Here is a 20,852-nt window from a genome sequence, read left to right as displayed (position 1 = left end):
ACTAGTATTTTAACCTTCTTTCCTATATAAGAGCGAAAATGGGTAAGAGTCTTCGACTCTTCTTATTTCCTCGCAGACCCTGGCTGAACGACATCTCGGCTATGGGTGACTTTATGTTTCTTCGTTTTTTGAAAGGATAATACGATGTCGATTACAGCTGAACGTAAACAAGCTCTTGTCGCAGAATACGCAAATAAAGTTGGTGATACAGGATCACCAGAAGTACAGATTGCTGTACTTTCTGAACGTATTTCTAATTTAACAAACCACTTTAAATCTCATAAAAAAGATAATCATTCTCGTCGTGGTCTTTTAAAGATGGTGTCTCAACGCCGGCGCCTTCTGGACTATCTTAAAGGAGTTGACCAAAATCGTTATCAAACACTTATCAAGAAGTTAGGTTTGCGTCGCTAAAAGTAAAATGGGGTGGTGTAAAAAACCACCCATTTTTTCAACATGTTGCTTTTCATTAAAAATTTTAAAAACTGACACGTTATTATGGGATAGCACTGCTTATTATTTCGCATTTAAGGCAATTTATCTCTCTCTTCTCACAACAAAGATGGAAGTAGCTTGTTGTCTACCCCAGAGCTTAAAAAAATGCTACGCAAAGCCAGAATGTGAGCAATCAAAGATTTAAACACTGGTCATTAAGGATAAAAAATGTTCAAAACGCACAAGATAGAAATTGAATGGGCCGGGCGTCCGCTCACCCTTGAAACAGGGAAAATAGCACGTCAAGCTGATGGTGCCGTGATTGCTACCTATGGTGAAACGATTGTCTTAGCAACCGTTGTATCGGCAAAAAGCCCAAAACCAGACCAGGACTTTTTTCCACTCACCGTTAATTATCAAGAAAAATCCTATGCTGTTGGCCGAATACCTGGGGGCTATTTAAAACGCGAAAGTCGGCCAAGTGAAAATGAAACTTTGGTTTCACGTTTGATTGATCGTCCAATTCGTCCTCTCTTCGTTGAGGGTTATAAAAATGATACACAAGTCATTGTTTCCGTTATACAGCATGATCTTGAAAATAATCCCGATATTCTTGCAATGATTGCATCCTCTGCCGCTTTGACCCTGTCAGGAGTTCCTTTCATGGGACCTATAGCAGGTGCCCGCGTTGGATATTGTAATGGACAATATGTTCTCAATCCTCATATCGATGAAATGCCTGAATCAAAACTTGATCTTGTGGTTGCTGGAACAGAAAGTGCTGTTTTGATGGTCGAATCAGAAGCACAAGAATTACCAGAAGATATTATGTTGGGTGCTGTGATGTTCGGTCACAAAGGCCTTCAACCTGTCATTGATGCTATTATCAAGCTTGCTGAGGTAGCTGCAAAAGATCCGCGTGATTTTGTTCCTGAAGATCTTTCTGACCTTGAAAACGCAATGCAAGAAATGGCCGAACAGGGTATACGAAAGGCCTACACAATTACCGATAAGCAAGAACGTTACGCCGCAATTGATGCCCTAAAAACAGAAATCATTCATAAATTTATGCCAGAAACAGAAGGAGACTGTCAATTTAGTGCTGACCAAATTGCAACCGTCTTTAAACAGTTGCAAGCAAAAATTGTTCGCGGAAACATTCTTGATACAGAAAAGCGTATTGATGGACGCAATCTTTCTACTGTGCGCCCTATCCAATCAGAAGTGAGTATTTTTCCCCGCACACATGGTTCTGCACTCTTTACCCGTGGAGAAACACAAGCGATTGTCATTGCAACATTGGGGACTGGTGAAGATGAACAATACGTTGATTCCTTAACGGGGATGTACAAGGAAACGTTCCTTCTTCATTACAATTTCCCCCCATTTTCAGTAGGGGAAACAGGACGCCTTGGTTCTCCTGGTCGTCGTGAAATTGGACATGGGAAATTAGCATGGCGAGCAATTCATCCCATGTTGCCAACAAAAGAATCTTTTCCTTACACTATTCGTGCTGTCTCAGAAATTACTGAATCTAACGGATCTTCTTCTATGGCAACGGTTTGTGGAACATCGCTTGCTCTCATGGATGCTGGTGTTCCGCTCGCGCGCCCCGTTGCAGGGATTGCCATGGGCTTGATTAAAGAAGGAGAACGCTTTGCTGTTCTGTCTGATATCTTAGGAGATGAAGATCACCTTGGAGATATGGATTTTAAAGTTGCAGGAACAGAAAATGGTATTACTGCTTTGCAAATGGATATCAAAATTGATGGTATTACCGAAGAGATTATGAAAATCGCACTTGAACAAGCTAAAGACGGACGAATCCATATCCTTCATGAAATGGGCAAAGCTTTAACCAGTGCACGCGCTGAACTTAGCGAATTTTCGCCACGTATTGAAGTTATGAATATTGCTGTTGATAAAATTCGCGATGTGATCGGCTCTGGTGGTAAAGTTATTCGAGAAATTGTGGAACAAACTGGAGCAAAAATTAATATTGAGGATGATGGGACCATTAAAATTGCTTCTGCTGATGCTAAAACCATTGAAGCAGCAAAACGCTGGATCCATTCTATCGTCGATGAACCTGAAGTTGGTGCTATCTACCAAGGAACAGTTGTAAAAACTGCAGACTTTGGTGCGTTTATAAACTTTTTTGGTTCTCGTGATGGGCTCGTTCATATCTCTCAACTTGCATCAGAACGCGTCACCAAAACAACAGACGTTGTTAAGGAAGGTGATAAAGTTTGGGTTAAACTCATGGGCTTTGATGAACGTGGAAAAGTTCGACTGTCCATGAAGGTCGTTGATCAAGAAACCGGAAAGGAAATGACCGATGATCAATCGGTAAAAGAAGAAAAGTGCTTGGATGAAAAAAAACAATCTGACAATAAACGCCGCCGGAAGAAAAAAGAAGAGTAATCTTTTCTTCTTATTGTAATCATGAAATGCCATCCCAATATTGGAATGGCATTTTTCTTTGAAAGAACCACATGTGTTATCATTTTTACCTTTTGAAAATCATGCACTCCCCTATCCAGATCCAAACCAATGCTGGCTAAGTTTCGGTTTAACCGAAATCCCCTCTCCAGAATGGGCGAAAAATTTAAAAGTTATTACGCCTTGGCGACCAGATTTTTTAAAATTTGTCGATACTCAATTTCACTGCTCTCCTCAAATAGATAAAACTCTCATCTATGATGGTGCGCTTTTGCACTTGAGTAAATATCGTGGTTTTAACCAAAATTGTTTTCTTGATTTATTAGAATGCGTTAAACCCAATGGATGGATTGTGATCAGTGGGAATAAAACGGCTGGTGCTGCTTCAATGATGAAATGGGTCAAAACCATTGTTCCCATCACCCATAAACTCTCTAAAAATCATGGTCTCGTATTTTGGCTGCAAGTTCCTCCACAAATAGAGAAACAAAATATCGCACAATTGCGCTCACCACCGCTCTCTTTTGATAAATTTCAAACCACTTCTGGTATGTTCTCACATGGTCGTATTGATTTAGGATCTGCTGCCCTTGCTTCTTATCTGCCCAAAGTTATTTCTGGGAAAACAGCTGATTTTGGGGCTGGTTGGGGCTATCTTTCTCACGTTGCACTTGAAAGCAATGTAAAACTGACGACTCTTGATCTCTATGAAGCAGATTACAACGCTTTGAAAACAGCAAAACAGCACCTTAATCCCATAAAAGCCCCTTTCCCAATTCATTTTTATTGGCATGACCTTGTGCATGAGCCTGTCACAAATCTGTATGACACAATCATTTCAAATCCACCGTTTCACACACAACAAACGACAGATGTCTCCTTGGGAAAACATTTTATTATAAATGCTGCAAAATGTCTAAGGTCAGGTGGCAGTCTACTTCTTGTTGCAAACCGCCACTTACCCTATGAAACATTGTTAAAAGATATTTTCCGCACAGTGGTGATCCATGAACAAGCCCATGGTTTCAAAATTATCGAAGCACGCAGATAAACAAAACAGGCAATATCTCTAAAGAATAAAACGGGAAAGATCGATATCAGCAGCAAGCTCACCAATAGATTTTCTCACATAAGCAGCATCAATTTTAAACGATGTTCCAGCTCTATCCGGTGCCGTAAAAGAAATCTCATCCAAAACGCGCTCCATAACGGTTTGTAACCGGCGTGCCCCTATATTTTCAATCCTTGCATTTAAATCTACAGCAATATCTGCTAAAGCATCAATCGCATCATCGGTTATTTCCAAATGAACCTCTTCCGTTGCCATAAGAGCAATATATTGTTTAATCAAACTTGCTTCTGGTTCTGTTAGAATGCGTCGTAAATCTTCTCTTGTTAAAGGGTTAAGCTCCACACGGATAGGCAAACGTCCTTGAAGTTCCGGTAATAAATCAGATGGCTTGGAAACATGAAATGCACCAGAAGCAATAAAGAGAATATGATCTGTTTTGATTTGCCCATATTTTGTAGCAATTGTTGTTCCTTCCACCAAAGGCAAAAGATCACGTTGGACGCCCTCACGCGAAACCGCAGCGCTAGCTCCACCATCCCTCGTTGCAATTTTATCAATTTCGTCGATAAAAACAATACCGTCATTTTCAGCGACACGCAGCGCTTCTTGAATAATTTGTTCCTGATCAAGGAGTTTTTCAGATTCGTCATCAATGAGCGGTTTAAAAGCATCCCTTACTGTCGTTTTACGGACTTTTGTACGACTGCCCATTTTGCCCAAAATATCGGATAAATTCATAATCCCCATTTGCGCTCCAGGCATACCAGGAATATCAAAGGTTGAAGCACTATTGCTGTTATTATCAGCTACTTCAATTTCAATCTCTTTCTCATTCAATTCACCTTCACGCAATTTTTTGCGAAAACTATCACGGGTAGCCGGACTTGCTGTTTTACCAACAAGGGCATCTAAAACGCGCTCTTCAGCATTCACGTGAGCCTTTTCTTTTATTTCATCGCGTTTTTTTTCACGCACAAGAGAAATGGCAATCTCAACAAGGTCTCGAATAATTTGCTCAACGTCACGCCCTACATAACCAACTTCAGTAAATTTAGTCGCTTCTACTTTCACGAAGGGTGCTCCAGAAAGTTTTGCTAATCGACGTGCGATCCCTGTCTTACCAACACCTGTTGGTCCTATCATTAAAATATTTTTTGGCATCACTTCTTCACGCATCGGCTCATCAAGCTGTTGTCTACGCCACCGATTACGCAGTGCAATAGCTACAGAACGTTTGGCATCATTTTGGCCAATAATAAAACGATCAAGTTCAGAAACAGTCTCACGAGGGGAAAATACAACACACATTTAAATAGCTTTCTCTAAAGAAGATAATTCTGCATCCAATGTTTCAATTGTAAAATGATCATTGGTGTAAACACAAATTTTAGCGGCAATAGCCATAGCTTTACGGGCAATCGTTTCGGCATCCAAATCCAAGTCCATCAGTGCCCGCGCTGCTGAAAGAGCAAAATTTCCTCCAGAGCCAATGGCCATAACCCCATCTTCTGGTTCTAAAACATCACCAAGCCCTGTTAGAGCTAAAGTTACTTTCTTATCAGCCACGAGCATCATTGCTTCCAAACGACGCAAATAGCGATCTGTTCGCCAATCCTTTGCAAGTTCTACACATGCACGCATAAGCTGATCAGGATATTGCTCAAGCTTTGTTTCCAATCTTTCCAGTAATGTGAAAGCATCTGCCGTAGCACCTGCAAAACCAGCAATAACCACTCCGCTTTTCCCAAGACGGCGGACTTTACGTGCATTGCCTTTCATAATCGTCTGTCCAAGAGAAACCTGACCGTCACCAGCCATCACGACTTTGCCACCTTTTCGTACCGTAATAATCGTTGTACCATACATTATGTCTGGCTTATGTTCTGTCATAAGGACACTCCTTAAATATTACTTTTCTTTTTAATATTATCTTTTCATCCAATGTAAAACTCAATGACTACTGTCCTATTTAAGAACATATACAGCAAAACACAATGATTCAGCATCACTCAATTTGTTGAAATTGAAAAAATGATATTATTGTTGTCAATGTAAATTACTGCTAAATAGTTTTATGTAAACAGTTTGTGCCTTTATAGAGGAAAATTATGAAAAAAATAGCTATAGGAACCTTAGGTGGAACAATTGCAATGACTGCTGATCGTTTTGGTCACATGCAACCGACTTTAACTTCAGATAATCTCATAAAAAGTGTTCCTGATTTAAACAAGGTTGCTGATATTCATGCACAAACATTAATGCAAATGCCAAGTGGATCTTTATCTTTTAAAATTCTTTTTGAAATAATCGAGTGGGCAAAACAACAAATAAATGCTGGCGCAAAAGGGATTGTTTTAACGCAAGGAACTGATACTTTGGAAGAAACTGCTTTTTTTCTTTCTCTTTATTGGAAGGAAGCTGAACCACTTATCATAACCGGTGCTATGCGTACCCCTCACGAAGCAGGTGCTGATGGCCCCGCTAATATTTTAGCAGCAACGCGTGTCGCAGCCGCCCTACAAAGTCGTAATAGAGGTGTTCTTGTTGTCATTAATGATACGATTCATTCTCCTTATTGGCTCTATAAAAGCCATACTGTCAAGGTTGAAACATTTCAATCAGGCCTTGCAGGTATCTTGGGAACTATTTTAGAGGGAAAACTTATTTATTTCAATGATCAAAAATTTTTTCCGACAACGTTTGATCCCCCCCAAAACTACGATCATCAAATTGCACTTCTCTACTCCTCTTTATCATCTGATGCACACTTAATGAAACTCTGCCTTGAAAGTGGGCATTATGCTGGGCTTGTTATCGCTGGTTTTGGTGCAGGACACTGTAGTTTTCAAGAAGCAGATCTTGTACAACAGTACGCACAAAAAATACCAATTATTATTGCGAGTCGTTGTTGTAATGGCTCAACAACTCGTATAACTTATGGCTATAAAGGTTCAGAAATCGATATGATTGCTTCAGGTGCTCTTATGTCTGGTTATTTGTCAGCCGTAAAAGCGCGCCTCCTTTTATGGGCTTTTTTGGCACAAGGGTACTCATTGGCACAAATCCATGCACTCTGGAATGACTGGACGATAAGTTAATAAAAATGATCTGTTATCTTAAAGAAGAGAGCATGCAAAAAAAAATTATTTGAACACAAAGCAGCTCATCTGTCCGCTCTTAATCAAGTGCTGCTGCAAAAAAATTCGATAAATAAAAATGATTGATACGACTATAAAAAAAATTAATCAGAAAGATAATTTGGTCAAATCCATTTCTGACCGATATTCACCCTATCGTGTTTTTACAGCACAAGAATGGTCAGAGTTTCGTGCAGACACACCCCTTACTTTGACTTTTGATGAAATTAAGCGTTTACGCTCTATTGATGATCCTATCGATCTTGAAGAAGTCCAACGCATTTACCTTTCTTTATCACGTCTGCTCTCATGCCATGTTGAAGCAGTGCAGGAACTTTTTCACAAACGTCAGCAGTTTCTCCATCAAGAAGAGAGTCAAAAAACGCCCTTTATTATTGGAATAGCTGGTTCTGTTGCAGTAGGAAAATCAACCACCGCTCGTATCCTTCAAGAACTGTTGAAACGTTGGACATCTAGCCTTAAAGTTGATCTGATCACAACGGATGGTTTTCTCTATCCTAATGCGATCTTAGAGCAAAAAAATCGTATGAATCGTAAAGGATTTCCTGATTCCTACGACATTAAAAAATTGCTGTGCTTTCTTTCAGCTATAAAAGCAGGTATTGGAAATATCCCTGCTCCTCTTTATTCTCATATGACTTATGATGTTCTAGAGAATCAGACAATTACCATTGACCGTCCTGATATTTTAATTGTTGAAGGGATTAATGTATTACAGGTTAGTGATCTTCCTAAAGATGGAAAAGCCATTCCTTTCGTGTCGGATTTTTTTGATTTTTCAATCTATGTCGATGCCGAAACAGAAGTCATTCGTCACTGGTATTTAGAGCGTTTTAAACGTTTACGTAAAACAGCCTTTCAAAATCCTGAATCCTATTTTCATCGTTATGCCCTGCTTAATGAAAAAGAAGCCTCAAAAATCGCTGAGGATCTTTGGCAAACGATTAACTTAAAAAACTTACAGGAAAACATATTGCCAACACGACCACGGTCCAATCTCATTCTACGAAAGGGAAAAAATCATTTGGTCGAGTATGTCGCACTTAGACGACTATAAGGATCTCATAAATTATGCACCAACACTCCATTCATTTTACCTCAACACGTATTGATACCAGTTGCCCTATCATCTTGGTAAATCAAAGAAATCTTGCCAACTTATCACTTGATGCCTCAACAAAAGCATGGATAAGAGTTAATGATTTTACTGGCAAAGCAGGACAAATACTCTTTGTTCCTCACGAAACGGGACACTTAAAAAAAGTTTTATTTGGAATTGGCGAGGGGAGCGATCCCTTTATCACAGGACTGCTTGCTCAAAAGCTTCCTGCTGGTCACTGGCATTTAAAAGGTGAAACCTCTGATGAAATAAATGCCTATCTTGGATTGGCACTGGGAAGCTATCAATTTAAGCGTTATCGCCAAAACTTTTCCTCCAAAACATTGTCGGTCTATGTCAATGAGGCCGTTGATTTTGATGAGCTCCAACGTATTTATGAAGCTGTCTTCTTCGTCCGTGATCTCATCAATCTTCCAGCTAATGATATGACGCCTGATACTCTTGAAGAAGAAGCACGACAACTAGGGAAAACATACGGTGCTCATGTCAGAAGTATTTGTGGAGATGATCTCTTAACCCATAATTTTCCGATGATCCACGCCGTAGGACGAGCAGGCAGTACTGCACCACGACTGATTGAATTACACTGGGGGCAAGAACATCATCCTACAATAACGTTGGTAGGTAAAGGCGTAACTTTTGATACAGGGGGACTGGATATTAAATCAGCCAATAACATGTTGCTTATGAAAAAAGACATGGGGGGTGGAGCACATGTTTTGGGATTGGCTAAACTGATCATGGATGCAAAATTGCCTTTCCGTCTACGTGTTTTGATTCCAGCTGTAGAAAATGCAATTTCTGCCAATGCTTACCGACCAGGTGATATTCTCAAAAGTCGTAAAGGTTTAAGTGTTGAAGTGGGCAATACAGATGCTGAAGGTCGACTTGTCCTTGCCGATGCACTTGCCTATGGCGATGAAGAAAGTCCAAAATTCATGCTTTGTATGGCAACTTTAACGGGAGCAGCACGTATAGCATTAGGACCAGATCTTCCCGCATTTTATTGTAATGATTCAATATGGGCACAACAAATTTCTGAATCGGCTCACGCTGTTTTCGATCCTCTTTGGCAAATGCCCCTTTGGAAACCTTACCAAGAGATGTTATCATCACCCATTGCTGATCTTAACAATGTCACTGGAAATAGCTTTGCTGGCTCTATAACAGCTGCTTTATTTCTTAATTCTTTTGTTGAAAAGGCTGAACATTTTGCGCATTTCGACCTTTATGGATGGGTTCCAAAAGAAAAACCAGGATACCCCGTTGGGGGATCAGCACAAACGATTCGTGCTCTTTATAATCTTTTTAAAAGCAAAAATTAGCCACAAAATTTCCACAAAGATGGACAATTGTGAAATTTCAGAGAAATTGTCTTATCACTTTAAATTATATTCTGTGTTTTATTTAAAGATGAGAAGTTCTGCCTCTACAACTGTTGTGAACCTATTTAAAATAAAAATGGAAGGTAAATGAATGGTCTCTATAGATCCCAGATTAAATGCATTCAGAGAAGATCTAGCAGACAAGCGTCTTGAAGGAAAAGTTACAGCACGGCACTTTGTGCAAGGTGAAAAAAGACGTGTTAATATCCCTGCTGCTGGACTGTTTAAAGAAAACAATAAAAAAAGTGAAATGCAGACAGAGTGCTTATTCGGGGAAGAGCTTCTTATCTTTGAACATGGAGAAACAATGTCTTGGGGACAATCCCTCAAAGATGATTATGTTGGCTATATTGATACAACAGCGCTTTGTACATCAACTGTCAAACAAACACATATCGTTTCAGTTCCACGTACTTTTCAATACTTCCAAGCTGATTTGCGTGGACCAATGGAATATCCTTTATCCATGGGAAGTAAGGTAACTGTTGTTGATGAAGTTGAAATCCGTAAAACCATGTATTCTATACTTGAAGACGGAAAAGCAATCACTAGCAATCATCTTAGTCCCATTGAGCACGTGTATAAAGATTATGTTGCCGTTGCTGAAATGTTTATCCGCACACCTTACCTTTGGGGTGGAGCCAGTGGCTTTGGACTTGATTGCTCAGGAATCATCCAACTTTCTATGATGATGACCGGTCAAAGGGTTTTACGCGATACTGATATGCAGCGGGAAACTATAGGACATCAACTCTCAGACAATGATAAACTTCAGAGGGGTGATTTGATTTTTTGGCAAGGTCATGCTGCCATTATGGTTGATCATGAAAATATTATCCATGCAAATGGCTTCTCTATGGATGTTATAATCGAGCCACTTGAAGGAGTCATTACACGTATTGCTGAAAAATATCAACAATATCCCATCGCAAAACGTCGTCCAATTCAAGAAACTTAATACAACCCCTTATAAAAAATAATTCATTGAATGTTTTTTATATTTAATCGTTTGTTAGTCGTATGTTTTATGTTTTTTAATTTTTTTTCTTACGCACAGCTTTTTGTACGTCAGTGAAATGTTTTGAGTAAAGAATCGTAGAGCATCAAGAGAAAAAGGACAATTCATAATTATGAAACATTATGTTATTATACTAAATCTATTAAGATGACGCTTAAATTATTGGTCATGTAAAATAATCTCTCATAACAAGCTTAAAGCGTTCTCTTCTAAAGAATTTTTTAAAATTTTTTCTATTATTGATATCTCATGAAATAAATGTTCCTGATATTTCTTAGAACCCCCAAGCCCAACTCACAACAATATGCGTAAAAAGTATAAATCCATTATCTAGCACCATTTTATGTTTCTGAATCATGCGAAGCTAACATTATAAATTTTGCCAATTTTCAATATCACGATAATCTCTTAGCTATTGGAGAGTGTTTTTTCAGCACAAATTTCATGTCTTTTTTTAATTGTTTTATCTACGTGGCTCTCTTCGCTGCTTGGAACATGCGAAGAACATGGCTTTAATTGATTGAGCATTCATAGATTTTAAATGTGAAGATTTTGCAGGATTAGGCTTTTCCATCTAATATGAAAAGTTATAAATAAGTACTTATATTTAAAAAATATTTTCCTCTTATACACATTAAAGAAGGTGATTTTTTAATACCTGAACCAATGGTTTATCAGCATCAGGCATAGGATATCTCTCAAGATCATTCATAAAAACCCATTCTAAACTTTGCCCCTCGCGTCCTTGCGCAACCCCCTCATAATTGTCACAAAGATACAACGGCATTAAGAGGTGAAATGTTGCATAACTATGGCTCGCAAACGTTAAAGGGTGTAAATTATTTGCCTGAACATATACGCCAAGCTCTTCCTCTAGTTCACGAATCAATGAGATCTCTGGAGTTTCACCTTTCTCAACCTTTCCACCAGGAAACTCCCATAAACCAGCCAGCGATTTTCCTTCAGGACGCTTGGTAAGCAAAACACGGTTATTTTGATCTACCAATGCGCAAGCAACAACAAGAAGAAGGGGATTTTTTATACCCATATCGCTCTCCAATGAGAATATAACTGTCTCTTTATCATATATTCTCTTACCTCAAAAAGAATTCATATATCTCATTCTCTTTTTTAAAAAATAATAGACCGTTATATATAGAGAGCCTGCATCCGTTAGCTTCTGTAATCGCTATTGATCATAACGTACTCTTTTGTTAAGTCGCAAGACCAAACCGTCGCGGTACTCTTACCCAAACCGATATCAACATGAATCGTGATATGTTTACCTTGCATATACGAACCTATTGTCTCTTCACAATATGCAGGGTCTCGTTCGCCATTCACTGCCACACGATGTTCCCCAAACCAAATCGTCAACAGATCACGATCAACTTCAACACCGGCCTTCCCAACCGCCATAACGACTCGCCCCCAATTTGCATCTTCACCGGCAATAGCCGTTTTTACAAGCGGTGAATTTGCAATTGATAAAGCAATCGTTTTTGCTGCATCGTTTGTTGTAGCACCACTCACATTAACCTCAATTAAATGACGCGCACCTTCACCATCACACACAACTTGAAGTGCAAGTTCATGCAGAAGTTCACTCAATTGTTTCACAAAAATGCCATAACGTGAATCAGATTGACTCGTAAGGCATGGAAAATGTTCTTTTCCTGTCGCAAACAACAGAAGCGTATCTGAAGTTGAGGTATCACTATCGACAGTAATCGAATTGAAAGACCCCTCAACGGCCTCTGATAACATGGATTGAAGCATCTCCGAAGAAATAGTCGCATCACTGACCACAAACGAGAGCATTGTCGCCATATCGGGTGCAATCATACCTGCACCTTTTGCAATTCCATGAATAGTAACATTCTCTCCCCCACAATCAAACGTACGCGTCGCAAGTTTTGGAAATGTGTCGGTTGTCATTATGGCCTTTGCTGCTTCCAACCAATTTCCCTCTTCTGCTGTCTTCGCCATATTTGGTAAAAGATTTACAATACCCGATGCATCCATTGGCTCACCAATAACACCTGTAGAAGCTATAAAAATTTCATTTTCTCCTACCTTTAAAGTGTTCGCTGCTGCACAGACGATTTCATTGGTTGTGTTCTTTCCTTTGCTTCCTGTAAAAGCATTTGCATTTCCAGAATTCACAACAACACCCCTAGCAACCCCATGAGGAAGCGATGCACGACAATGCTCTACAGAGGCAGACGGGCATTTTGAACGTGTAAAAACACCTGCTACACTCACTGGTTTATCGAATACAATAAAAAGGAGATCTGTACGATCTTTATATTTAATTCCAGCTTTAGCTGTTGCTATCCGTACACCAGACAATGGGGAAAGCTCTTGGGGGGAAAGCTCTTGGATGTTTTGGGGCATTAAAGGAGATCTTTTAAAAACCACACTATACTTTCTATAAAAACAAATAAAATGATCACAGCTTAATAACCTCTTAATAGAAAACTGCTCGTTTTTTTTGAAAAAACAAACCTCGCAAACTATCTATTAAAGAGGCTATCTACTTATTTTTTCTCGTTATTCCGTATCTTCTTCGTCGGATGTCTCATCAGGAAGCAATGTTCCATTTTGATGAAGCGATTCCATGATTTTTGTAACATTAGGATCAGGATATTTCACATCTATCTTACTACGCAAATCAACAATGAGTTCTTGATAACGCTTTTTTATCAACTGTGTACGCAACATCTCTTTAACATCATCAAATGCAGGAGGTTGTTTTACACGACGATCTTCTAATTTAATAATATGCCAACCAAAAGGACTTTCAACGGGTTGTTTCGTATATTCGCCAATCTTCAAACCAAATGCAGCATCTTCAAAAGGCTTGACCATTTGACCATGGCTAAAATAACCAAGATCACCCCCAACAGCAGCGGAACCATCTGTTGAACTTTTCTTTGCAATCTCTTCGAAATTTTCGCCTTTATTTAAATGCTTAATGATAGCCTCTGCCTCTTTTCTGGTTTTGACCAAAATATGACGGGCTTTAACTTCATCTTCTTTAGGTAAAGCAGCAATTTCTTGCTTATAAAGAGCTTCCAAATCAGTATCCGATATTTTGTCAACAATCGCCTGTTTAAAATAAAGCTGTTGAAGCACATTGTCACGCATAACTGCCATACGTTTATCGTAAGCTTCTGTCTTATCAAGACCTTTGCTTTTGGCTGCTTTTGCAAGTGCCTGCATATCCAAATAAGCTTTTAAAACCATCATACGGCGTTGTTCATCAGGGAAACGGGCTAAATTAGGATTTATTTCAAGCGCTAACTCATCCAATTGTCCTGCTGTAATATTCTTTCCATCAATAACAGCCATAACATGAGAAGGAGAAATAGCTTTTTCAGAAGCTTTCTCCAAAGTCTTTAAATCATTCGGCGATGAATTCAAACCTTCTTGGGCCCTCACCCCTAAACTTGTACTTGCCAATAAAGTTGATGCTAAAAATAGCGTGATAAAGTTAAATTTCATAAATATACTCCTTAAAAATGCAAGGCAGGTTCAAGATTCCAATTTTCTTTACCATAACACTTTAATCTTTAAACATAGAGAAATAAATGAGCAATTCATTTTAAAAAGTATAAAATTGCCCTTTTATCTCAGTTTTTTCAACCCTATCTAACGCAAATGAAAAACATGATAATAGAAAAAATGGCACATTATATCTTAAATTACTTTGAATTGTATCCGTTAAATAACATACCTAAAGTTGACATAGCGCCCTTAGCCTCTTATCTCTACTTTACAATTTAAAGTGAAAAATTGCACACCGGCAAGTATAATGGTACCATCTGCATTTCATGATATCAGAAAGCTTAAAGAAAATGTGGAACATGGGAAGAGCGTATGAATTTCCCAACAAGAATGATAACGATTAAAAGAAAGGGCCAGAGATGGTCAGTTTAGGTGTTTTTGCACGTAAATTTTTTGGTTCAGCTCATGAGAGACGTCTCAAAGCACTCCGCCAAAAAGTTGCACAAATTAATGCTTTGGAAGAACAATTTGTAAAATTAAGTGATGAGCAGCTTTGCCAAAAGACAGAAATCTTTCGTAAACGTCTTAGTGAAGGTGAAAGTGTTGATTTACTCTTACCAGAAGCGTTTGCAACGGTTCGTGAAGCCGCAAAGCGTGTTTATGATATGCGTCCTTTTGACGTACAACTTATTGGTGGAATGGTCCTTCACGACTGTGGCATAGCTGAAATGCGTACCGGTGAAGGTAAAACATTAATGGCTACTCTACCAATTTATCTCAATGCATTGGAAGGTAAAGGTGTTCATGTTGTGACAGTAAACGATTATCTCGCCAGTCGTGATGCTGAAACAATGGGAAAAATTTTTAGTTTTCTAGGGCTTACAACGGGTGTGATTCTTCATGATCTTGATAGCGATGCCCGTAGAGCAGCCTATGCATGTGACATCACCTATGCGACAAATAATGAACTAGGTTTTGATTATTTGCGTGATAATATGGCTTTTGATCATAGTCAAATGGTTCAACGTGGGCACCACTATGCAATTGTCGATGAAGTGGATTCTATCCTCATTGATGAAGCGCGTACACCCCTTATTATTTCTGGTCCTCTAGAAGATCGTACAGACTTTTATAACCTTATTGACACATTTATTCCTGCCTTAACGCCAGAAGACTATGAAATAGATGAAAAACAAAAAACAACGACCTTTACCGAAGTTGGTACTGAAAAAATTGAAAAAATGCTCGAACAAGCTGGGTATCTTAAAGGTGAAAGTCTTTACGACATAGAAAATGTTGCTATCGTTCATCATGTTAATAATGCTCTAAAAGCCCATAAACTCTTTGTTCGCGATAAAGATTACATTGTTCGCAATGATGAAATTGTGATCATTGATGAATTTACAGGTCGTATGATGCCTGGACGACGTTATTCTGAGGGACTGCATCAAGCGTTGGAAGCTAAAGAGCATGTTGCTATTCAACCAGAAAATCAAACACTTGCTTCCATCACTTTCCAAAATTATTTCCGCATGTATAGAAAATTATCTGGAATGACAGGAACTGCAACAACAGAAGCCGAAGAATTCAGAAATATTTATGGTCTTGACGTTGTCGAAGTTCCAACCAATTTGCCAGTACAACGTCTTGATGAAGACGATGAAATTTATCGAACAGCAGAAGAGAAATATCGGGCGATTGTACGTAATATCCGTCAAGCGCACGAAAAAAAACAGCCTATTCTTGTTGGAACAACCTCTATTGAAAAGTCAGAACAATTGGCAGAACGTTTGCGAAAAGAGGGTATTACCGATTTTAGAGTCTTAAATGCTCGCTATCACGAGCAAGAAGCATACATTATCGCGCAAGCAGGCGTTCCTGGCGCTCTTACCATCGCAACCAACATGGCAGGACGTGGTACGGATATACAGCTTGGTGGGAATGTTGAAATGCGCATCCGACAAGAATTACACGATATCCCCGAAGGGCCAGAGCGAACCGCTAAAATTGAAGAAATAAAAAAAGATGTTAAACAACTTAAAGAGGAAGCTTTAGCGGCTGGAGGACTTTACGTTATTGCGACTGAACGCCATGAAAGCCGTCGTATCGATAACCAGCTTCGTGGGCGTTCTGGTCGCCAAGGCGATCCTGGTCGCTCAAAATTCTTTCTTTCTCTTCAAGATGATCTTATGCGTATCTTCGGCTCCAACCGTATGGATAGCATGCTACAGAAACTTGGATTGAAAGAAAATGAAGCTATTATCCATCCGTGGATTAATAAAGCCCTTGAAAAAGCACAAAAAAAGGTCGAAGCACGAAACTTTGAAATTCGTAAAAATCTGCTAAAATATGATGATGTTATGAATGATCAACGCAAAGTTATTTTTGAACAGCGTATGGAGATCATGAACGCAGACGATTTATCAGAAATGATCCATGAAATGCGCGATGAAGTTGTGGAGGATCTGGTAGAGGTTTATATTCCATCAGGAACATATTCTGAAAAATGGGATGTAAAAGCTCTCGAAGAGGAGATTCGAGAGCTCTTTAATCTTGAGCTTCCTGTAGAAGAATGGGCAAAAGAAGATGGAATCGCCGAAGAACAAATTTTAGAGCGTATCTTAGATGCTGTTACAAAACTCGAAAATGAGCGTACTGAACGCTACTCTCCAGAGGTTATGGCTTATTTTCACAAAGCAGTCTTGCTCGAAACCATTGACACGTTATGGCGTGAACATCTGGTAAGTTTAGATCATTTGCGTTCTGTTGTGGGTTTTCGTGGTTATGCGCAGCGAGATCCACTCAATGAGTATAAAACAGAATCTTTTGAGCTCTTTCAAAGTATGTTGAGAAATTTACGCCGAATTGTCACTTCTAAACTTATGCGCTTTGAAATTATTCAACAACCTACCGAACCGACCATGCCTGAGCAAACTGATGCTGATTCTTCTGTCTTTAATGATCAAAATCAAGGAAATGGTTCCCCCTTATGGGCACGAGCACAAGAAAATAGGTTTGTTAATCCACAAGACCGTGATCCTAACGATGTAACCACATGGGGGAAAGTTGGACGCAATGAACGTTGCCCTTGCGGTTCAGAGAAAAAATACAAACACTGTCATGGAGCCTTTGTTTGAAAAGCAAACAATGAAGATGAATAAAAAGCGAAACTATGAACAAGAATTACGCGCAGCTGGTTTAAGAGTAACGCGCCAGCGGCGTGTTATTCTTGATATTTTGGCTGATACAAACGATCATCCCAATGCATGTGAAATTTTTCAGCGTGCAAACAAAATAGATTCGAGTATTTCGCTCTCAACAGTTTATCGAACCATGAAAACGTTGGAAGTAAATGGAACAATTCACCGTCATACCTTTAGTGGTGGACCTTCTCGTTTTGAGCAAGCCGATGGACAACATCATGATCATCTCATTGATATAGAAACAGGACAAGTTATCGAGTTTCATTCTGATGTTATTGAAAAATTACAAGAGGAAATTGCAAAATCCCTTGGCTATGATATTATTCATCACCGTCTTGAACTTTACGGAAAAAAACTCTTAAAGAAATGATCCTATATCATGAGATGGAGATATCTCAGACAAATCGGGTTTTATAAAAATTTCACTTGAAAATAGAATAGTTTTCATTGGCAAAAAAGTTTTTCTACTTTATTACCGCTTTTTGTATGATGCTATACTACGGTAATTCGTCGCCAATGTTCTAACAAAAAAGCATTGCAATAAGATATTATAAAAAATTTATTATGAAAAATTAGGCCAATATTATCATGGTTTCTTTGCCACAAGATCGCATAAAACAACTTGAAAAGCGCTTTGAAATAATTGAAAGCCAAATGACAGCCAATCCAAATGCTGAAACATATGTCAAATTAGCTTCTGAATATGCAGAACTACAACCCGTTATTGCCTCTATACGCGCATTAAATGCTCTTTACGCAGAGATTAGAGAATTAGAAACGATTATCAACGATAAACAAACAGATATAGAGATGCGTCATCTGGCCCAAGAAGAACTCCCATCGTTATATAAAAAGGTAGAACACCTTGAAAAAGAACTCCAGATTCTTCTTTTACCTAAAGATGTTGCTGATGAAAAAAGCGCTATTGTTGAAATTCGAGCAGGAACGGGTGGATCAGAAGCAGCACTTTTTTCCGGTGATCTTTTCCGCATGTATGAACGTTATGCTCATGCTCATCATTGGAAAGTAGAGGTTATTTCACTCAGTGAGGGGGAAGTTGGCGGATATAAAGAGATTATTGCGACCATCTCAGGCAAAGGTGTCTTTTCTAAATTGAAATATGAATCAGGTGTCCATCGTGTGCAACGCATTCCTGAAACAGAGACCGGAGGACGTATCCATACATCCGCTGCTACTGTTGCAGTGCTTCCAGAAGCTGAGGAAATTGATATTAATATTCGTCCTGAAGATATTCGTATCGATACAATGCGTGCATCTGGAGCAGGAGGACAGCATGTCAATACAACGGATTCAGCTGTTCGTATCACACATATTCCAACAGGAATTATGGTCGTACAAGCAGAAAAATCACAACATCAAAACCGAGCACGAGCCCTTCAAATTTTACGGGCACGTTTGTTCGACATCGAACGACAAAAAGCAGAAAGTGAACGTTCAGCTTCTCGTAAAAACCAAGTTGGTTCTGGTGATCGTTCAGAACGTATTCGTACCTATAATTTTCCACAAGGACGCGTCACGGATCACCGTATTAATCTAACCCTTTATAAGCTTGATCGAATTTTGGAAGGAGATCTTGATGAGCTTATTCATGCACTCATCTCAGATCATCAAACAACACTTCTCATGGAAATGGATAATAATTGAACGAATATTCTTTCAAGAATGTCATCCGACAAACGCGAGAAAAATTGCGCACGAAAGGAATTTTAGAAGCCGATCTCGATGCGAAAATACTCGTTGAATGGATAACAGGAATAAATGCTGCTGAAAGAATTTCTAGACCAGATATGCATGTATCTTCTGAGCAGATTATACAAATAGAACAGGCTGTACAACGGCGTATTGCAGGCGAACCGGTTTACCGCATTATAGGAATAAGAGAATTTTATGGCATACCTCTCAAATTGTCTCAAGAGACGTTAGAGCCCCGTCCAGATACAGAAACGCTCATCGATCTTGTTCTCCCTTTCCTAAAAAAACAGGTCGAAAATTCGAAAAAAACAACACTCCTTGATATGGGTACGGGAAGTGGTGCTATTGCCATTGCCATTCTTAAACAAATTCCCCAGTCCTATGCAGTGGCGGTCGATATTTCTGAAGATGCCCTTAAAACAGCAACAAAAAATGCAAAAAATGCTGAAGTCATACATCGCTTCACACCTCTCCTTAGCGATTGGTTTGATGCGGTCACAGGCCACTTTGATTTTATTGTTTCCAATCCACCCTATATCCCTGCAAAAGATATCAAAAAACTTGCAAAAGAAGTGCGCTTATATGATCCATTGCGTGCTCTGATCGGAGGAAAAGATGGGCTTGATTTTTATCGAAAGCTTGCCCATGAAGCAGCTAACCACTTAAAAGAAAATGGCTATGTTGCTGTTGAAATTGGTTACTCTCAAGAAAAAGATGTCTGCGATTTATTTCAAAAAAATGGTTTTCAATGTTTGGAAATGCGCAAAGACCTCAGTGGGATACCCCGCGCACTTCTGTTTGCATACAAGCCTTAAAATTCCCAATCATCATCCGTAGTCGCAACCGCCTTGCCAATGACATAGGAAGAACCAGCCCCTGAAAAAAAGTCATGATTCTCATCAGAGTTTGGTGATAAAGCCGCTAAAATAGCAGGATTAACACGACAAACCTCAGGGGGAAAAAGGGCTTCAAAACCTAAATTCATTAAAGCCTTGTTGGCATTATAATGAAGAAAAATTTTTACATCTTCTGTCAATCCAAGGGTATCATAAAGATCTTCAGTATATTTGCACTCAATGTTATAAAGATCAAAGAGCAAGTTAAAAGCAAAATCTTTAATTTCTTGTCTTTTTGTTTCATCAAGCTTGGCATAGCCCAATTGAAATTTATAGCCTATATAATAACCATGGACTGCTTCATCACGAATGATAAGCCGAATGAGATCTGCTGTATTGGTCAGCTTAGCGCGACTAGCCCAATACATGGGCAAGTAAAAACCAGAATAAAATAAAAAGCTTTCCAGCAAGGTCGAAGCAATTTTTTTCTTGAGTGGATCATTTGCTTCATAACGCTCAAGGACTAATCTAGCCTTTTTCTGCAAATGACTATTTTCTTCTGACCATCTAAATGCATCATCAACTTCTACCGTCGAACAAAGAGTTGAAAAAATAGAGGAATAAGAACGTGCATGAACCGCTTCCATGAAGGCAATATTCGTCAAAACCGCCTCCTCATGCTCTGTTATCGCATCAGCAAGCAATGAAATGGCACCCACGGTGTTTTGAATGGTATCTAGAAGCGTTAATCCTGTAAAAACACGAATCGTCAATTGACGCTCTTCATCCGTTAAGCTTGACCATGAAGGAATATCATTGGAAAGTGGAACCTTCTCAGGCAACCAAAAATTTCCAGTTAAGCGGTTCCATACTTCAAGATCTTTCTCATCGTGTAATCTATTCCAATTAACAGCAGACACAACAGGATTTTTGGTTGTAATCTTTGTCATATGATGACCT

17 protein-coding genes are annotated in these 20,852 nt (G+C 39.1%); 11 read left to right on the top strand and 6 right to left on the bottom strand.

Annotated features, from left to right (window positions below; translation table 11 throughout):
- The first annotated feature begins 144 nt into the window (after positions 1 to 144).
- The 3 genes from rpsO to FJG96_RS03590 all read left to right on the top strand — a co-directional run bounded on the left by rpsO (position 145) and on the right by FJG96_RS03590 (position 3,928).
- Entirely contained in the window at positions 145 to 414 is a 270-nt protein-coding gene (gene rpsO / locus FJG96_RS03600; protein WP_005774142.1) for a 30S ribosomal protein S15, read from the top strand.
- A gap of 249 nt (positions 415 to 663) precedes the next feature.
- The gene (gene pnp, locus FJG96_RS03595) at positions 664 to 2,859 is read left to right on the top strand and encodes a polyribonucleotide nucleotidyltransferase (RefSeq protein WP_139412781.1); all 2,196 of its coding nucleotides are present in this window, start codon (positions 664 to 666) and stop codon (positions 2,857 to 2,859) included.
- 73 nt (positions 2,860 to 2,932) lie between these two features.
- Positions 2,933 to 3,928 (top strand): class I SAM-dependent methyltransferase, encoded by a 996-nt coding sequence (locus tag FJG96_RS03590; protein ID WP_139413610.1) that lies wholly within the window; start codon positions 2,933 to 2,935, stop codon positions 3,926 to 3,928.
- Between the two features lie 18 nt (positions 3,929 to 3,946).
- Here the strand turns inward: FJG96_RS03590 and hslU are convergent, their stop codons facing one another.
- Together hslU and hslV are read right to left on the bottom strand one after the other, a co-directional pair.
- Positions 3,947 to 5,257, bottom strand: a complete 1,311-nt coding sequence (gene hslU / locus FJG96_RS03585; RefSeq protein ID WP_139412780.1) for an ATP-dependent protease ATPase subunit HslU — start codon at positions 5,255 to 5,257, stop codon at positions 3,947 to 3,949.
- The gene (gene hslV / locus FJG96_RS03580) at positions 5,258 to 5,839 is read right to left on the bottom strand and encodes an ATP-dependent protease subunit HslV (protein ID WP_012230625.1); all 582 of its coding nucleotides are present in this window, start codon (positions 5,837 to 5,839) and stop codon (positions 5,258 to 5,260) included. It abuts the gene before it with no gap.
- Positions 5,840 to 6,057: 218 nt separating this feature from the next.
- Here hslV and FJG96_RS03575 point away from each other — a divergent pair, with 218 nt between their 5' ends.
- The 4 genes from FJG96_RS03575 (at position 6,058) to FJG96_RS03560 (ending at position 10,570) form a co-directional block, all read left to right on the top strand.
- The gene (locus FJG96_RS03575) at positions 6,058 to 7,047 is read left to right on the top strand and encodes an asparaginase (protein WP_139412779.1); all 990 of its coding nucleotides are present in this window, start codon (positions 6,058 to 6,060) and stop codon (positions 7,045 to 7,047) included.
- Between the two features lie 172 nt (positions 7,048 to 7,219).
- Positions 7,220 to 8,164 carry a type I pantothenate kinase gene (coaA, locus tag FJG96_RS03570; RefSeq protein ID WP_246046920.1) on the top strand — a complete coding sequence of 315 codons (945 nt, stop codon included), beginning with the start codon at positions 7,220 to 7,222 and terminating at the stop codon, positions 8,162 to 8,164.
- Positions 8,165 to 8,178: 14 nt separating this feature from the next.
- Positions 8,179 to 9,552 carry a leucyl aminopeptidase family protein gene (locus tag FJG96_RS03565; protein WP_139412777.1) on the top strand — a complete coding sequence of 458 codons (1,374 nt, stop codon included), beginning with the start codon at positions 8,179 to 8,181 and terminating at the stop codon, positions 9,550 to 9,552.
- A gap of 151 nt (positions 9,553 to 9,703) precedes the next feature.
- Positions 9,704 to 10,570, top strand: coding sequence for a C40 family peptidase (locus FJG96_RS03560; protein ID WP_139412776.1), 867 nt, complete (start codon positions 9,704 to 9,706; stop codon positions 10,568 to 10,570).
- A 694-nt stretch (positions 10,571 to 11,264) separates the two neighbouring features.
- Here the strand turns inward: FJG96_RS03560 and mutT are convergent.
- The 3 genes from mutT to FJG96_RS03545 all read right to left on the bottom strand — a co-directional run bounded on the left by mutT (position 11,265) and on the right by FJG96_RS03545 (position 14,137).
- Entirely contained in the window at positions 11,265 to 11,678 is a 414-nt protein-coding gene (gene mutT, locus FJG96_RS03555; protein ID WP_139412775.1) for an 8-oxo-dGTP diphosphatase MutT, read from the bottom strand.
- Between the two features lie 125 nt (positions 11,679 to 11,803).
- Positions 11,804 to 13,051, bottom strand: a complete 1,248-nt coding sequence (gene argJ / locus FJG96_RS03550; RefSeq protein ID WP_139412774.1) for a bifunctional glutamate N-acetyltransferase/amino-acid acetyltransferase ArgJ — start codon at positions 13,049 to 13,051, stop codon at positions 11,804 to 11,806.
- Between the two features lie 132 nt (positions 13,052 to 13,183).
- Entirely contained in the window at positions 13,184 to 14,137 is a 954-nt protein-coding gene (locus tag FJG96_RS03545; protein ID WP_139412773.1) for a peptidylprolyl isomerase, read from the bottom strand.
- A 422-nt stretch (positions 14,138 to 14,559) separates the two neighbouring features.
- Here FJG96_RS03545 and secA point away from each other — a divergent pair, with 422 nt between their 5' ends.
- From secA to prmC, 4 genes are all read left to right on the top strand, one after another.
- On the top strand, positions 14,560 to 17,277 hold the full coding sequence (gene secA / locus FJG96_RS03540) for a preprotein translocase subunit SecA (RefSeq protein WP_139412772.1): 2,718 nt from the start codon (positions 14,560 to 14,562) through the stop codon (positions 17,275 to 17,277).
- Positions 17,216 to 17,713, top strand: coding sequence for a Fur family transcriptional regulator (locus tag FJG96_RS03535; RefSeq protein ID WP_005774156.1), 498 nt, complete (start codon positions 17,216 to 17,218; stop codon positions 17,711 to 17,713). Before secA ends, FJG96_RS03535 begins: the two co-directional genes overlap by 62 nt.
- A gap of 218 nt (positions 17,714 to 17,931) precedes the next feature.
- Positions 17,932 to 19,008, top strand: a complete 1,077-nt coding sequence (gene prfA, locus FJG96_RS03530; RefSeq protein WP_139412771.1) for a peptide chain release factor 1 — start codon at positions 17,932 to 17,934, stop codon at positions 19,006 to 19,008.
- Entirely contained in the window at positions 19,005 to 19,871 is an 867-nt protein-coding gene (gene prmC / locus FJG96_RS03525) for a peptide chain release factor N(5)-glutamine methyltransferase (protein WP_139412770.1), read from the top strand. The genes prfA and prmC overlap by 4 nt, the downstream gene beginning before the upstream one ends.
- On the opposite strand, the gene nrdF is transcribed toward prmC, so the two are convergent.
- Positions 19,868 to 20,842, bottom strand: a complete 975-nt coding sequence (gene nrdF / locus FJG96_RS03520) for a class 1b ribonucleoside-diphosphate reductase subunit beta (RefSeq protein WP_005774159.1) — start codon at positions 20,840 to 20,842, stop codon at positions 19,868 to 19,870. The genes prmC and nrdF overlap by 4 nt on opposite strands.
- Positions 20,843 to 20,852 lie beyond the last annotated feature (10 nt).

The organism is Bartonella mastomydis, assembly GCF_900185775.1.
Taxonomy (GTDB): domain Bacteria; phylum Pseudomonadota; class Alphaproteobacteria; order Rhizobiales; family Rhizobiaceae; genus Bartonella; species Bartonella elizabethae.
This window is presented reverse-complemented; position numbering and strand designations above follow the sequence as displayed.

Bases quoted from the DNA above. Each gene is read 5' to 3' on its own strand.
- hslU (WP_139412780.1), bottom strand. From the start codon at position 5,257: ATGTGTGTTGTATTTTCCCCTCGTGAGACTGTTTCTGAACTTGATCGT.
- FJG96_RS03560 (WP_139412776.1), top strand. From the start codon at position 9,704: ATGGTCTCTATAGATCCCAGATTAAATGCATTCAGAGAAGATCTAGCA.
- prfA (WP_139412771.1), top strand. From the start codon at position 17,932: ATGGTTTCTTTGCCACAAGATCGCATAAAACAACTTGAAAAGCGCTTT.
- hslV (WP_012230625.1), bottom strand. From the start codon at position 5,839: ATGACAGAACATAAGCCAGACATAATGTATGGTACAACGATTATTACG.
- FJG96_RS03545 (WP_139412773.1), bottom strand. From the start codon at position 14,137: ATGAAATTTAACTTTATCACGCTATTTTTAGCATCAACTTTATTGGCA.
- FJG96_RS03535 (WP_005774156.1), top strand. From the start codon at position 17,216: ATGAACGTTGCCCTTGCGGTTCAGAGAAAAAATACAAACACTGTCATG.
- FJG96_RS03565 (WP_139412777.1), top strand. From the start codon at position 8,179: ATGCACCAACACTCCATTCATTTTACCTCAACACGTATTGATACCAGT.
- rpsO (WP_005774142.1), top strand. From the start codon at position 145: ATGTCGATTACAGCTGAACGTAAACAAGCTCTTGTCGCAGAATACGCA.
- secA (WP_139412772.1), top strand. From the start codon at position 14,560: ATGGTCAGTTTAGGTGTTTTTGCACGTAAATTTTTTGGTTCAGCTCAT.
- FJG96_RS03575 (WP_139412779.1), top strand. From the start codon at position 6,058: ATGAAAAAAATAGCTATAGGAACCTTAGGTGGAACAATTGCAATGACT.
- nrdF (WP_005774159.1), bottom strand. From the start codon at position 20,842: ATGACAAAGATTACAACCAAAAATCCTGTTGTGTCTGCTGTTAATTGG.
- mutT (WP_139412775.1), bottom strand. From the start codon at position 11,678: ATGGGTATAAAAAATCCCCTTCTTCTTGTTGTTGCTTGCGCATTGGTA.
- pnp (WP_139412781.1), top strand. From the start codon at position 664: ATGTTCAAAACGCACAAGATAGAAATTGAATGGGCCGGGCGTCCGCTC.